This is a genomic window from Vibrio sp. R78045, from assembly GCF_042466085.1.
GTDB classification, from domain to species: domain Bacteria; phylum Pseudomonadota; class Gammaproteobacteria; order Enterobacterales; family Vibrionaceae; genus Vibrio; species Vibrio cyclitrophicus.
In genome coordinates, this window is the sequence record NZ_JAXHBS010000018.1 from 1,398,485 (window position 1) to 1,413,014 (window position 14,530).

10 protein-coding genes are annotated in these 14,530 nt (G+C 45.1%); 2 read left to right on the top strand and 8 right to left on the bottom strand.

Features of this window, described 5'->3' with window-relative positions; genetic code table 11:
- Positions 1 to 121 precede the first annotated feature (121 nt).
- The gene (degS, locus tag SJY39_RS28025; protein WP_010434680.1) at positions 122 to 1,186 is read left to right on the top strand and encodes an outer membrane-stress sensor serine endopeptidase DegS; all 1,065 of its coding nucleotides are present in this window, start codon (positions 122 to 124) and stop codon (positions 1,184 to 1,186) included.
- 123 nt (positions 1,187 to 1,309) lie between these two features.
- Here the strand turns inward: degS and parC are convergent, their stop codons facing one another.
- The 6 genes from parC to nudF form a co-directional block, all read right to left on the bottom strand.
- A complete protein-coding gene (gene parC, locus SJY39_RS28030; protein ID WP_010434678.1) occupies positions 1,310 to 3,568 on the bottom strand; it encodes a DNA topoisomerase IV subunit A in 2,259 nt (752 codons plus the stop codon).
- 3 nt (positions 3,569 to 3,571) lie between these two features.
- Positions 3,572 to 5,452 (bottom strand): DNA topoisomerase IV subunit B, encoded by a 1,881-nt coding sequence (parE, locus tag SJY39_RS28035; RefSeq protein WP_010434676.1) that lies wholly within the window; start codon positions 5,450 to 5,452, stop codon positions 3,572 to 3,574.
- Positions 5,453 to 5,691: 239 nt separating this feature from the next.
- Complete coding sequence (gene yqiA, locus SJY39_RS28040) at positions 5,692 to 6,297, bottom strand: esterase YqiA (RefSeq protein ID WP_010434674.1); 606 nt, start codon at positions 6,295 to 6,297, stop codon at positions 5,692 to 5,694.
- Positions 6,298 to 6,328: 31 nt separating this feature from the next.
- Positions 6,329 to 7,153: a 3',5'-cyclic-AMP phosphodiesterase gene (gene cpdA / locus SJY39_RS28045; protein ID WP_010434672.1), complete on the bottom strand. Its 825-nt coding sequence runs from the start codon at positions 7,151 to 7,153 to the stop codon at positions 6,329 to 6,331.
- Between the two features lie 59 nt (positions 7,154 to 7,212).
- Positions 7,213 to 7,653, bottom strand: a complete 441-nt coding sequence (locus SJY39_RS28050; RefSeq protein WP_010434670.1) for a DUF1249 family protein — start codon at positions 7,651 to 7,653, stop codon at positions 7,213 to 7,215.
- A gap of 4 nt (positions 7,654 to 7,657) precedes the next feature.
- The gene (gene nudF, locus SJY39_RS28055) at positions 7,658 to 8,287 is read right to left on the bottom strand and encodes an ADP-ribose diphosphatase (RefSeq protein ID WP_010434668.1); all 630 of its coding nucleotides are present in this window, start codon (positions 8,285 to 8,287) and stop codon (positions 7,658 to 7,660) included.
- 227 nt (positions 8,288 to 8,514) lie between these two features.
- On the opposite strand from nudF, the gene tolC reads away from it, so the two are divergent.
- Positions 8,515 to 9,840 (top strand): outer membrane channel protein TolC, encoded by a 1,326-nt coding sequence (gene tolC / locus SJY39_RS28060; RefSeq protein WP_010434666.1) that lies wholly within the window; start codon positions 8,515 to 8,517, stop codon positions 9,838 to 9,840.
- A 167-nt stretch (positions 9,841 to 10,007) separates the two neighbouring features.
- On the opposite strand, the gene hldE is transcribed toward tolC, so the two are convergent.
- Positions 10,008 to 11,438, bottom strand: a complete 1,431-nt coding sequence (gene hldE / locus SJY39_RS28065) for a bifunctional D-glycero-beta-D-manno-heptose-7-phosphate kinase/D-glycero-beta-D-manno-heptose 1-phosphate adenylyltransferase HldE (RefSeq protein ID WP_010434661.1) — start codon at positions 11,436 to 11,438, stop codon at positions 10,008 to 10,010.
- 121 nt (positions 11,439 to 11,559) lie between these two features.
- A complete protein-coding gene (gene glnE, locus SJY39_RS28070; RefSeq protein WP_010434660.1) occupies positions 11,560 to 14,409 on the bottom strand; it encodes a bifunctional [glutamate--ammonia ligase]-adenylyl-L-tyrosine phosphorylase/[glutamate--ammonia-ligase] adenylyltransferase in 2,850 nt (949 codons plus the stop codon).
- Between the last annotated feature and the right edge of the window lie 121 nt (positions 14,410 to 14,530).

A 14,530-nucleotide genomic window follows, 5' to 3' on the forward strand; every position in this document is an offset into this window, starting at 1 on the left:
AGTTTGCTTGAAACTTACTCAGTCTCCCTTTTCTTTAGATGAATCAAAATGCTATGCTTCACTTGTAATTAAGTCATCCATTCGCTGATGGCTTCGTACCTTACTTGTTGAAGAGGGAAACATGCTGTCCTTTCTATTTCGTTCTATTTCCCTTGGACTTGTTTCAGCGGCGCTTATTCTTCTCGCATTTCCGAGTTTAAGATCAGGCATTGTTTCTGACGTCACCACCCCTAAAGTGGATAATATCGCCTCTCTTCAGATTTCATTTAACCAAGCAGTACGCCGTGCAGCACCTGCTGTTGTGAATATCTATAGCCGTAAATACGCAGAGAGCGATCGCAACAAACTGCTGACTCAAGGCTTAGGGTCAGGAGTCATTGTCAGCGAAAAAGGCTACATCATTACCAACTTCCACGTTGTAGCTCAAGCTGACCAAATTGTAGTAGCACTTCAAGATGGACGAGTCGCTGCCGCGCAATTAGTCGGTTCTGATAAACGCACCGATATCGCAATACTTAGAGTCAGTGGTGACAACCTACCCGTGATTCCACTCAATCCAAGTTACAAGGCCAATGTCGGTGATGTGGTTCTGGCGATCGGTAACCCATACAACCTAGGTCAAACGACCACTTTTGGCATTATCTCAGCTACGGGCCGATCTTCGATCAGCGCTGACGGCCATCAAGCCTTTATCCAAACCGATGCTGCGATCAATGAAGGTAACTCAGGGGGAGCACTCGTCAACTCACAAGGCGAACTAGTCGGTATCAATACCGCGTCTTTCCAGCAAGCCACAGACATGGAAACCTACGGGATTTCATTTGCTATCCCCTACCCACTGGCTAATAAAATCATGGAAAAGATCATTGCAGATGGTCGTGTAATTCGTGGCTACATTGGTATTGACGGGCAAGACATCAACTCAGTAACGTCACGCTTACTTGGCAATAAGAACATTGGTGGCATTGTCGTATTAGGCATTGACCCGAACGGCCCTGCAGCAGATGCTGGTTTTGAAGCACAAGATATAATTATCAGTATCAATAATACCCAAATTAACGGGAGACAGAGCGTGATGGATATTGTTACTGATCTTCGACCGGGTACGGTGATTGAGGTTGGTATATTGCGCCAAGGAGAGAACAAAACTCTCAAGGTTACGATAGCGGAAGATACTCGCTTGTAGAGCGAATCATGACGCTAGATTCAAACCACTAAAGTACGCATAGAAAAGAACATAGATACAAAAAACCCAGCTCTCAGGCTGGGTTTTCTTTTATCTAGTCACGAGAACCTAGAACAAACGTCTTTATGATTCGCTAGGAGCTTCGATATCGATGCGAGTCACTCGCTGTAGACCTCTTGGCAGCAACCCTCCACGACGGCCACGCTCACCACGGAAGTTTTCAAGATCTGCAGGTTTCAAGCCAAGCTTACGTTTACCCGCGTAGATAGTTAGCGTTGCATTCTCAGGGATAGCCATTAAATGCGAGACAAACTCTTCACGCTCTTTTGCTTTCGCAGAAGGAATGTTGATGATCTTGTTACCCTTACCTTTACTCAACTGAGGTAGGTCTTTAATCGGGAACAACAACATGCGGCCTTGATTAGTAATCGCCAGAATCTGGTTAGTATCCAAGTCAGCAATCGGGCTTGGCAACATCACTTCAGAAGCTTGTGGCAAGTTAACTAACGCTTTACCACTCTTGTTCTTAGACAATAAATCACTGCCTTTACAAACAAAACCGTACCCAGCATCAGAACCCACTAACCATAGCTGCTCATTCTCTCCCATCACCACTTGGCGAATCGAAGTGCCAGGGCTGACGTTCAGGCGACCTGTAATAGGCTCACCTTGGCTTCGAGCCGACGGTAATGAATGAGACTCAAGGGAGTAACTTCGACCATCACTGCCCAGGAATACCGCTTGTTGGTTACTCTTACCCTTAGCGCTCGCCAAGAATTTATCACCAGATTTGTAGTTCAAGCCTTCAGCATCAACTTCATGCCCTTTAGCATGACGAATCCAACCTTTCTCAGACAATACAACCGTGATTGGCTCGCTTGGTACTAAGTCGCGTTCTGTTAGCGCTTTCGCTTCAGCACGTTCAATCAACGGAGAACGACGATCATCGCCGTATTTATCCGCATCTGCTTGGATCTCTTTTTTGATTAGTGTATTCAAGCGACGCTCTGAACCGAGTAGCTTCTCAAGCTTTTCACGTTCAGCTTCAAGCTCTTCTTGTTCAGCTCGAATCTTAAACTCTTCTAACTTAGCTAAGTTACGAAGTTTAATATCAAGAATCGCATTGGCTTGAATTTCAGAAATATTGAAACGGCTCATCAATACAGGACATGGTTCGTCTTCTGTACGAATGATCTCAATGACTTCATCGATATTAAGATAAGCAGCAAGCAAACCTTCTAAGATGTGCAAACGTGCCAGTACTTTATCTAAACGGTACTGAAGACGGCGGCGAACCGTTGTACGGCGGAACTCAATCCACTCTTTCAGAATTTGAACCAGGCCTTTAACTTGAGGGCGACTGTCTAAACCAATCATGTTCAAGTTAACGCGGAAGTTCTTCTCTAGATCCGTCGAAGCGAACAAGTGACTCATCAGTTGATCACAGTCGATACGGTTCGAACGAGGAACCACGACGATACGCGTTGGGTTCTCGTGATCAGATTCATCACGCAAGTCGTCAACCATTGGCAGCTTCTTAGCGCGCATCTGGTTAGCAATTTGCTCAAGTAACTTAGCACCTGACACTTGATGAGGAAGAGCCGTGATAACAATATCAGAGCCTTCCTTGTGCCAAACCGCGCGCATCTTAATGCTGCCACGTCCAGTGCGATAGATCTTTTCGATATCCGACTTTGGCGAAATAATTTCAGCCTCTGTCGGGTAATCAGGGCCTTGAATGAAACCCATCACATCAGGAAGCTCTGCTTTCGGCGTGTCAATCAAATGAATCGCTGCATCCGCCACTTCACGGACATTGTGAGGGGGGATGTCGGTCGCCATACCAACCGCAATACCAGTGATGCCGTTAAGCAGGATATGAGGCAGGCGAGCTGGCAACATTTGAGGCTCTTTCATCGTGCCATCAAAGTTGGGTTGCCAATCAACGGTGCCTTGACCTAGCTCACCTAGAAGAACCTCAGCAAACTTAGATAATTTCGCTTCGGTATAACGCATTGCAGCGAACGATTTCGGGTCATCCGGAGCACCCCAGTTACCTTGACCATCTACCAATGGGTAGCGGTAAGAGAAAGGTTGTGCCATCAATACCATCGCTTCGTAACAAGCAGAATCACCGTGTGGGTGATACTTACCTAACACGTCACCAACGGTACGAGCTGATTTTTTATATTTCGATGCAGCTGATAAGCCGAGTTCTGACATCGCATAGATAATACGACGCTGTACTGGCTTTAAGCCATCACCGATATATGGCAATGCACGATCCATGATCACGTACATTGAGTAATTTAAATAGGCGTCTTCAGTGAACTTGCGCATCGGCAGTTGTTCAACACCATCATATGTAATTTCGTTAGACATCCATTATACCTCGGCCATATCACCGTTAGTCTGTAGCCATGTACGGCGATCATCTGCACGCTTCTTACCAAGCAGCATGTCCATCATCTCGTTGGTTGCTTCGTTATCATCAATCGTTAATTGAACAAGGCGACGAGTGTTTGGATCCATGGTGGTTTCACGCAACTGAAGTGGGTTCATTTCACCCAGACCTTTGAATCGTTGCACGTTAATCTTGGCTTTCTTCTGCGATAGTCGCTCAAGCACACCATCTTTCTCTGCGTCATCGAGTGCGTAGAACACTTCTTTACCGCAATCGATACGATACAGAGGAGGCATTGCCACATAGATATGACCCGCTTCAACCAGAGCATGGAAATGGCGAGTAAACAGTGCACATAGCAGTGTCGCGATATGAAGACCATCCGAGTCCGCATCGGCAAGGATACAGATCTTACCGTAACGCAGGCCCGACAAGTCATCGTTATCAGGGTCGATACCCAGAGCAACCGAGATATCGTGTACTTCTTGTGAAGCCAAGACTTGGTCTGCTGACACTTCCCATGTATTTAGGATTTTACCACGCAGTGGCATTACCGCTTGGAACTCACGATCACGAGCTTGCTTAGCAGAACCACCCGCCGAATCCCCTTCCACGAAGAAGATTTCGGTGCGACTTAAATCTTGAACTGAGCAGTCAGTTAATTTACCCGGCAACGCTGGGCCAGATGCGATCTTTTTACGAACAACTTTCTTACTCGCGCGCATACGGCGGTGAGCATTGGCAATACAAGCTTCAGCCAATTGCTCTGCCAGTTGCGGTTTTTCATTCAACCATAGGCTGAAGGCATCTTTTACAACACCAGAAACAAACGCTGCGGTTTGACGAGAAGATAGACGCTCTTTTGTTTGACCAGCAAACTGCGGATCTTGCATCTTCACCGATAGTACGTATGAACAGCGATCGAAGATGTCATCACCCGTTAGCTTAACGCCACGTGGTAGTAGGTTACGGAATTCACAGAACTCACGCATTGCATCAAGCAGACCTTGACGAAGACCATTTACGTGCGTACCACCTTGCTTGGTTGGTACTAAGTTCACGTAACTCTCGGTGATCATATCACCGCCTTCTGGCTGCCAAATGATTGCCCAGTTAGCCATTTCCGTTTCAGCAACGAACTCACCAACATATGGGTCTTCAGGCAATAAGGTGTAACCTTTTACGCCCTCAGCTAGATAGTCTTTTAGACCATCTTCATAGAACCATTTATGCTCTTCACCACCAACTTTATCAACAAAGGTAATTTCTAAACCAGGGCAAAGTACCGCTTTTGCTCGTAGGTTATTGATAAGACGAAGTGTCGAAAATTTAGAGCTATCGAAATACTTTGGATCCGGCCAGAAATGCACCGTAGTACCAGTATTGCGGTGACCACAAGTTCCTGTCACTGTCAGGTCAGTAACAGCATGACCACCTTCAAGGGCGATCTCATGCACTTGACCATCACGACGAACCGTTACTTCAACACGTTTTGACAGCGCGTTTACGACCGAGATACCTACACCGTGCAAACCACCAGAAAACTTGTAGTTGTTGTTTGAGAATTTACCGCCAGAGTGGAGCTTAGTTAAAATCAGCTCAACACCTGAGATCCCTTTTTCAGGGTGGATATCAACAGGCATACCACGGCCATCATCGGTAACTTCTAACGATTGGTCAGCATGAAGCACAACTTTGATTTTCTTAGCGTGTCCCGCTAATGCTTCATCGACCGAGTTATCAATGACTTCTTGGGCAAGGTGGTTGGGTCTTTCTGTCTCGGTATACATTCCCGGGCGGTGTCGCACCGGATCGAGACCTTCAAGTACCTCGAGGTCTTTTGCATTATATTGTTCAGTCATAATACGGAGTTTACTCAAAAAGTTTGCGTCAGTTCGCTGGCTCTAGTTTCACTAAAGCAGAATCATTACTATGAACCGTCATAGTAGAGCGAATGAGCGAAGTATTGGGGAATATAGTCTGGAAGCTGAGTAATGATGTCAAGCTAGTTCAAAAACTAAGACATCAAACTATGATATTTCACCATTGATAGATGAAATAACAGACAAACAAGAGAAAATTACTCAGTTAATGGAACAGGTTATAAATCTAAAAAAGTAATGATTTGTTGTGGGTAACGCTCAAAATCAACAAAGCTATGATCCCCACCCTTTTCTATTGTTTGTGTTGCACCTTGGTACTTTTCGACAGCTTGTCGATAATCCAGAACTTCATCTTCCGTTTGCTGAAGTAACCAGAAATCACTCGGCTGAGAAAGAGCCGGAACCTCTAACGCCTTCAGTTCATCAATATGCTTTGTTTCCAGTACATATCGCTCATGTGTGTATGGGTTTACTTGTTCACCCAAATAGTCGGCAAGAAGCTCATACGGCTTCACTGCTGGATTTACAACAACCGCTTTAAAACCATAATGACTATTCAGCCATGTTGAAAGATAGCCACCCAATGAGCTACCGACCAATGCAATCTGATATTGCTCTTTATATTGTTCCACCAGCTGTTGCAGATGAAGTGCCGCTTGCTGAGGGAAACTCGGCAGTTGAGGAGTGACGACTTTAATATCAGCCCGATGCTCCGCACAGTAATTAGCCATCACATTCGCTTTATGAGAACGAGATGAACTGTTAAACCCATGAATATAGAGAAGCAATGATGGCTTAGCGACTTGCTGATTAGAACCGGACATTAATAGCCTCCTACAACAATAATCACTAACATCAATAACCACCCGCTTCAAAATCAGGTAAGAACTGCCCATTAGGCAAGCGGCGCACTTGAGTACTTACTGTGCCATCTTGATGTAATTCAATCTCTCTCCAACCCGGAGACAATGTATCAACGGCAAAGTCATCTGAATTAGGTTTGAATTGCACACAAGTCGACGGGGTTGCCATGACTTGCACACCATGATGATCTCGATTCATGTCTTGATGAACGTGGCCACACAGTACCGCTTTGACATTGGTATGCTGCTGAACCACATCCCAAAATTGATCCGCATCTTTTAGGTTATGTTGATCCAGCCATGCGCTGCCCACTAATAACGGGTGGTGGTGCAGTAAAACCAAGGTATTACGCTCAGGGAATTCGATCAATTTTTGTTCTAACAGATCAAGTTGTTGATCGCTTAGACGCCCATGAGGCACACCAACCACTTGCGAGTCCAGCATCACCATCTGCCAGTTATCACCCAGTAAGACATGGTCAACGCACTGTATTTGAGGTGATGGTAAGACACTGCCCATATTAGGCTTGAAATCATGATTTCCTGGCAACCAATAACATGGCTTTTCCAGAGGTTGAATACCTGATTCAAATTTTTGATACGACTCAGCACTGTGATCTTGAGAGATATCACCCGTCGCCAAGATCGCCTCATAATCGAAGCCTTGGTTAACAATGCCATCAACTACAGCACGAAAGCTATCTTGAGTATTGATGCTTAATAAGCTGCCATTGCTCGGCGCAAACAAATGCGTGTCCGTTAGCTGTACAAGCTTAATACTGCTCTCATCAAATTTTGAAGTGTGTGATAATTCCAAAATACCAAATCCAGATACGTTACTGTTTAAACTTTAAAGTGTTTTACAATGGGGCTCAATTAAAAAGGAATTGGCGAACGGCTGATACCCGTTTTTAAACAAAACGTTAACCATTCTCCAAGAAATTTGTTCAACTGAAATTTCTCATCCTTTTGCAGAAGCTTAGTGTTGGGATAGTCATATTTCGCTTTGACTCGTGAAAAATCCCCGCTAGCGCACACTTCTGCAACTCGAGCGTCGTGATATAGCCTGACAGACATTTTTGGCAAAGGAAACACTGGCGTCTCGTCACTCTGACATATGTCTATTAATGTGGTGTATTTTGTGACCTCATTCACTGTCAATTGATACACCATATTAACGGCTTGGTAACAGCGAACATCACCAACCTCATGCCCTACCGGTAACAGAGCGTTAAGCTTGGCATAGTTAGTCTCGTAAACTCGCATCAGTTCAGCAAGATCAACATGATACGGTTTCTTGACTGCTATATTTGGCATAACGTTAATCTATCCACTCTGACTGTAATTCTTGGTAGTTCAATTGTAGCCACTGCAGCGCAATAATTGTGGCCCCATTTTCAAACACACCCTCTTTTACTAACTGATAAGCCGCATCGCGAGTCATCACTTGTACGCGAATATCTTCACCTTCGTAATCTAAACCGTGTACACCTTTTGCTGTGGTTGTATCAACACAACCAACAAAGACGTCGAGCTTTTCTGAACAACCGCCAGATGAAGGGTAATACGAAGTGATAGGCAATACAGATCCGACTTCAACGCCCGCTTCTTCCATCGCTTCACGACGAGCAACATCTTGTGATGATTCGTTCGTATCAATGATCCCGGCCACAATTTCATATTGCCAAGGGTTCTCATGCTCTAGAGCGCCGACACGGATCTGTTCTACGATCACCACTTCGTCACGAATAGGATCATAAGGTAACAAAGCGGCAGCATGACCACGTTCAAACATCTCGCGTTCTATAGGTTGGCTCCAGCCCCCCTCAAACAGCTTATGTTTAAATGTGTATTTAACCATTTTGAAAAAACCACGAAACAGCGTCTCTTTTGAGACTATTTCCACATCTTGAGGAGTAAACTCGTGTCGTTGATTATCATACTGTTGCATTTGGTACCTCACTAAGTGATCTTTATAGTTTACTCATTGTCCGAGTTAACTACCAAGGATAAGGTTCAACTTTTTGTATAAATTTTATAATTAAAGTTAAGTTTTAAAAAATAAATATTGCACAAGTGGACAGTTAAATGTAAAAAAGTGCAAAGTTTCGAGTAAATTACCATCAAACTGGGTTAAACTCTTTCAGAGAAAATTCTATTAAAGGCAGGAATAGGAAAATGAAAAAACTGCTTCCACTATTTATCAGTGCAGCAATTGGCAGCCTGAGTTCGTCAGCTTTCGCTGATACGCTAGCTGAAGTTTACGACCAAGCAAAACAGAACGATCCACAACTTCTTCGTTCAGCAGCGCAGCGCGATGCCGCTTTTGAAGCAGTAACGTCAAGCCGTAGTGATTTGCTACCACAAATTAACCTAACAGCGAACTACGACATTAACCGTGGTGACAGAGATACTTCTGGTTCAGGTAGCTCAAGTATTGATAATAACACTTGGGGAGCAGCGATCGGCTTCACTCAAGAACTTTATCAACGCTCTTCATGGATCACGTTAGATACAGCAGAGAAAACCGCTCGTCAGGCTGATTCAGCGTATGCAGCAGAGCAACAAGCTTTGATCCTGCGTGTAGCAACAGCATACTTCGAAGTACTGCGTGCTCAAGATAACCTAGAGTTCGTTCGTGCAGAAAAAGCAGCGGTTGCGCGCCAACTAGAGCAAACAAAACAGCGCTTTGAAGTAGGTCTTTCAGCAATCACCGATGTACATGATGCGCAAGCTCAATACGATGCTGTTTTAGCTGATGAAGTTTTAGCAGAGAACACTCTGATTAATAACTACGAAGGTCTACGTGAGATTACAGGGCAAGAACACTCTAACCTAAGCATCCTAGACACTGACCGTTTCTCAGCAAGCAAATCTTCTGAGTCTGCGATTGCACTGGTTGAACAAGCAGAGCAAAAGAACCTTAGTCTACTTGCTGCTCGTATCTCTCAAGACGTAGCAAAAGATAACATCTCTCTAGCAAGCTCTGGTCATCTACCTAGCCTAACTCTTGATGGTAGTTACGCTCTTACAGATCAATCAAACAGCTCAACTGATTATGATCAAGATAACCTAAACCTAGGCTTGAACTTAGTGGTACCTCTATATACGGGTGGTAGCACAACTTCTTTGACTAAACAGGCTGAATACAACTACGTTGCAGCAAGTGAAGATCTAGAAGCAACTTACCGTAGCGTTGTAAAAGACGTACGTGCCTTCAACAACAACATCACAGCTTCTATTGGTGCTCTACGCGCTTACGAACAGTCTGTTGTTTCAGCTCAGTCTGCTCTAGAAGCAACAGAAGCTGGTTTTGATGTGGGTACTCGTACTATCGTTGACGTACTAGATTCGACTCGCCGTCTATACGATGCGAACAAAAACCTTTCAGATGCTCGTTACAACTACATCCTAAGTGTTCTTCAGCTTCGTCAAGCGGTTGGTACACTAAGCGAACAAGACATCGTTGATGTAAACGCAGGTCTAAAAGTAGCAAGCAAGTAATTCTTAAATCCTAGTTAAAGACTCTAATCAAAGTCTTTAATAAAGCGACTAGATTACCGTTACAAAAATGCCACTCATTGAGCGGCATTTTTATTATCTATCAAAAGTTAGATTTACAATCTGACTATGAGCTTGAGGCTAAAGGTTTTATACTCGAAGGCGAAGGGTTAACCTCGACCACCTTTAATCGCTTTGATAATTTCAGTTGTAGAGCAACCATCTTCAAAGTTAAGTACTTTAACTTCGCCACCAGCCGCAATCACTTCCGCACCGCCAGCGATATCTTCAGGTTTATAATCCCCGCCTTTTACCAAAATGCTTGGCAATACTTCAGAGATCAAACGTTGAGGCGTATCTTCAGAAAACGGAACAACCCAATCAACCGCACCTAAACCAGCCAATACCGCCATACGACGATCGGTTGGGTTCACTGGGCGACCTGGGCCTTTCAAGCGTTTCACTGACTCATCAGTATTAACGGCAACGATCAAACGGTCACCCAACTCAGCGGCATGGTTCATGTAAGAAACATGTCCGGCATGCAGAATATCAAAGCAACCATTAGTCATAACCACTTTCTCACCTTTCGCACGAGCACGTTTCACCGCTTCAACTAATGCCGCTTCAGAGATCACGCCGTAATCGGTATCTTGGCTTCCGTGAATCGCTTCCGCTAACTCAATTGTAGACAGTGTCGATGTACCAAGTTTGCCAACTACCACACCAGCCGCCGCATTCGCGAGTGCACACGCTTCATCTAGAGGTTTGCCCGCAGCCACCGAAGCAGCCAATACTGAGATAACCGTATCGCCCGCACCGGTCACGTCATACACTTCTTTCGCTTGAGTCGGCAAATGGAATGGCGCCTGCCCTTTACGAAGTAAGGTCATGCCATGCTCACTACGAGTCACTAACAAGGCTTCAAAGTCGTATTTTTCGATTAAGGCGATGCCTTTCTCGATAAGATCTTCTTCCGATTTAACCTTACCTGCAACCAACTCGAACTCAGACATATTTGGCGTAAGCAAAGTCGCACCACGGTAGCGTTCTAAATCAGCACCTTTCGGGTCGATAAATACCGGAACCTTTGCCGCACGAGCTTTTTGAATAAAACTTTGCACATGCTCTAACGCACCTTTCGCGTAATCAGAAAGAATGACCGAACGTACATTTGGAAGCGCTTGCTCCATGCGAGACAAAATAAGCTCAGGGTCTGTATTCTCAAACTTGTCTTCAAAATCAAGACGGATCAGCTGCTGACCACGGCTCATTACACGCAATTTAGTAATGGTTGGGTAATCTTCTAACTCAACGAAATCACATTTAACCTTTAGTGCGCCTAAGGTATTTTTTAACACCTCAGCAGGCTCATCTTTGCCAGTTAAACCAACAACATGAGCGTGACCACCGAGAGACGCAATATTCATTGCTACGTTGGCAGCACCACCTGGACGCTCTTCGTTATTTTCTACTTTAACAACGGGCACAGGTGCTTCAGGTGAAATACGGCCAGTTGGGCCATACCAGTAACGATCAAGCATGACGTCACCGACAATAAGAACACCTGATTGGCTGTAGTCAGGTAGAATTGGTTTCATTATTGATCTCCAAAAATCAAATCTGGCTAGAGTCTAGCACACTGATTACAGTGGCTAAACTATAGATAAATGGGTAAAAGCTTATCAAGATAGACACAGCAGCCACTACGCAATGGCTGGGTTACGCTTCCATCCACTGCTTCCATGCTTGCACGACATGCTCTCTTTCCATTTCAAACTTATCGATCGCCACATCCGCATCAAGGTTAAGTAGATTACGGTGGTGGATTTCATCCCTTAATGTGGTGTACGCATTGGTCAATGCCATACCTTGTTGCTCGCCCATTATTCCTTGCGACAACAAGCTTTCAAAGATTCTCACATTGTCACACCAACGAGTAAGCTTAGGTTTCTCGTTGCTGTATCTAAGTACTAAATATTGCGCCAAAAACTCAATATCAGTGATACCACCAGCATCTTGTTTCAGCATGAACCGGTCGACTTTTTTGCCACCTAAATGACCACGCATTTTTTCACGCATATCGACAACTGACTTTTTGAGTGTTGCCTCATCTCGTGGCAAGCACAAAACCTCATGCCGAGTTTTGTTAAACGCAGATGCCAATAAGTCATCACCGTAAATCATACGAGCACGAGTGAGCGCTTGGTGCTCCCATGTCCACGCGTCATTGTGTTGATACTCATCAAAAGCATCTGTAGGGCTCACAAGCAAGCCAGAGACACCTGAAGGTCGTAGGCGAGTATCGACCTCGTATAAAATTCCAGAAGCCGTTCTGGTCGAGAAAATATGAATAATTCGCTGCGCCAACCTTAGGTAAAACTGGCGTCCATCTATCTCTTTTTTGCCATCAGTATAGATGTGTACCGGGCAATCGTGTATGAACACAATATCGAGGTCGGAGTTGTATCCAAGCTCCCAACCACCAACTTTTCCATAACCAACCACCGCAAAACCACGCCCTTCGCGATCTTTGACATGGGTAGGTTCGCCAAACTTAGCCGAGACCTGCAACCAAGCTTGGTTAACACCAGCTTCTACTATCGCTTCAGCCAAATACGTCAGGTGGTCACTGACCTTCATCACCGGAAGCACACCTGCAATATCAGCCGCTGCGATACGGAGAATGCAAGTCTGCTTAAACTGACGCAGACCTTCCATCTGCTGCTCCATATCATCTTCTGGGATACGAGCAAGGTAATCACGCAGCTCCGTCTTGTAAGATTCCAATGGCACAGGGTTATAAAGTTGCTGAGGATCGATAAGTTCATCCAGCAGAATAGGATAGCGACCCAGTTGTTCCGAGATCATCGGGCTTGCTGTACATAAGCGAACTAACTGAGTCAGCGCTGCTGGGTGTTCATCCAATAGCTCAAGGTAAGTGGTACGCGTCACTATTTTTTGCAGTAAATGTAGCACTCGCGACAAACCAAACTCGGCGTCTTTATTCGTATATAAAGCTTGAAATACTTTAGGCATTAAACGATTCAGGACTTCCCGCCCACGAGGGCCAAGGGTCTTTTTAGCCAAATCGGCTTTAAACTGAATGATCGTTTTCGCCGCATCAGGCGGGCTCGCGACCGCAATATCGTGTTCCAACACGTGCTCAATTACATCGGGTTTATGGGCCATATCCCACAACTCGCTAAAGTGGCTCGCGATTGGGTTCGCATCTTCTTCATCGACCCCAATCAAGTCTTCAAATACCGTATGTACATTTGCCATATGAGCACGGGTCGCATCAATCAAACCATCCCAATCGGAAAACTGCATGGCGACGGCTAGCTGTAACTGTTCGAATTCACCATCGGGTAGGGTTTGAGTTTGCTTATCGGCCATCGCTTGTAATAGGTTTTCTAGGCGGCGTAAAAACAGGTAAGCTTCACGTAAATGTCCCACCTCTTGAGCTTCCAGAAGGTTAAGTGACTCAATCGCACTCAAGGTTTCTAATAATCCTCGGCCACGAAGGCTTGGTTCGCGTCCACCACGAATCAATTGGAAGACTTGGGCTATAAACTCAACTTCGCGAATACCACCAGAACCAAGCTTGATATTGTTTGAAAGGCCACGGCGGCGTACTTCGCTGCTGATCATTGATTTCATACGGCGCAGAGATTGAATCGCACTGAAATCGATATAACGACGGAACACAAATGGACGCAACATTTGGCGAAGCTCTTGGTATTCAGGGTACATTTCGCTGCCCATCACCCGTGCTTTCACCATCGCGTAGCGTTCCCAATCACGACCTTGTTCTTGGTAGTAATCTTCCAAAGCCGCGTAACTCATGACCAATGGGCCACTCTCACCAAACGGGCGAAGGCGCATGTCGACTCGGTAACAGAATCCATCAAAGGTTTGTTGATCCAACGCTTTGATAATACGTTGCCCTAAACGCGTGAAAAATTGCGCGTTGGCAATGCTGCGTCTTGCTCCTTGGGTTTCGCCATTCTCAGGGTAGGTAAAAATCAGATCGATATCAGAAGAGAAGTTAAGCTCACCACCACCGAGCTTGCCCATGCCAATGATCAACATTGGCTGCGCTTCACCTTGCTCATTGCAAGGTGTACCCCACTCTTTACAACAAATATCGTACTGCCATTGGTAGGTTTCGAAGATCATCGCCTCAGCCAACATCGATAGATGGTTTAGACTCTGCTCTAGCTCCCACGCCCCCATAAAATCGCGCCACGCAATGTAGGTCATTTCTCGATTACGGAATTGGCGTAACACACGTTGGCCACTCATTTCATCCGTGCAACCAGAAAGCAACTCGGCCAATCGCTCACGATACCCTTCAGCACGATCTTCGCATGCCAACATATCAGGTAAAGTACTGGATAGTATCGTGTCTCGTTGTAAGCAATCACCCACAAAACAACTCAAGCCCAATACACGCTTAAGATCGTCAATAAGTGGCTCGGGCCAAGTACTAATAGCTTGACTTTGGTGCTCTAACAATTGCTCAAAAGCAGACTGGGAATGAGTGACGAGTTGAGAAGGCAATGGCATGTTTCTTCCTTGTGTTAGCTGCGAGCCGAAAAATCAGTTTTGTTTTTAATAAAGAGTTCTAGTAGACGAGTTTCAATGACTGTTTAGAAAAACAAAAGTAAGTTATACCAAAGTTACGCCA

What these genes read in the sequence shown, in the direction of transcription:
- hldE (WP_010434661.1), bottom strand. Translation starts at nt 11,438, where the DNA reads ATGAAACCAATTCTACCTGACTACAGCCAATCAGGTGTTCTTATTGTC.
- parE (WP_010434676.1), bottom strand. Translation starts at nt 5,452, where the DNA reads ATGACTGAACAATATAATGCAAAAGACCTCGAGGTACTTGAAGGTCTC.
- degS (WP_010434680.1), top strand. Translation starts at nt 122, where the DNA reads ATGCTGTCCTTTCTATTTCGTTCTATTTCCCTTGGACTTGTTTCAGCG.
- parC (WP_010434678.1), bottom strand. Translation starts at nt 3,568, where the DNA reads ATGTCTAACGAAATTACATATGATGGTGTTGAACAACTGCCGATGCGC.
- glnE (WP_010434660.1), bottom strand. Translation starts at nt 14,409, where the DNA reads ATGCCATTGCCTTCTCAACTCGTCACTCATTCCCAGTCTGCTTTTGAG.
- SJY39_RS28050 (WP_010434670.1), bottom strand. Translation starts at nt 7,653, where the DNA reads ATGCCAAATATAGCAGTCAAGAAACCGTATCATGTTGATCTTGCTGAA.
- tolC (WP_010434666.1), top strand. Translation starts at nt 8,515, where the DNA reads ATGAAAAAACTGCTTCCACTATTTATCAGTGCAGCAATTGGCAGCCTG.
- yqiA (WP_010434674.1), bottom strand. Translation starts at nt 6,297, where the DNA reads ATGTCCGGTTCTAATCAGCAAGTCGCTAAGCCATCATTGCTTCTCTAT.
- nudF (WP_010434668.1), bottom strand. Translation starts at nt 8,287, where the DNA reads ATGCAACAGTATGATAATCAACGACACGAGTTTACTCCTCAAGATGTG.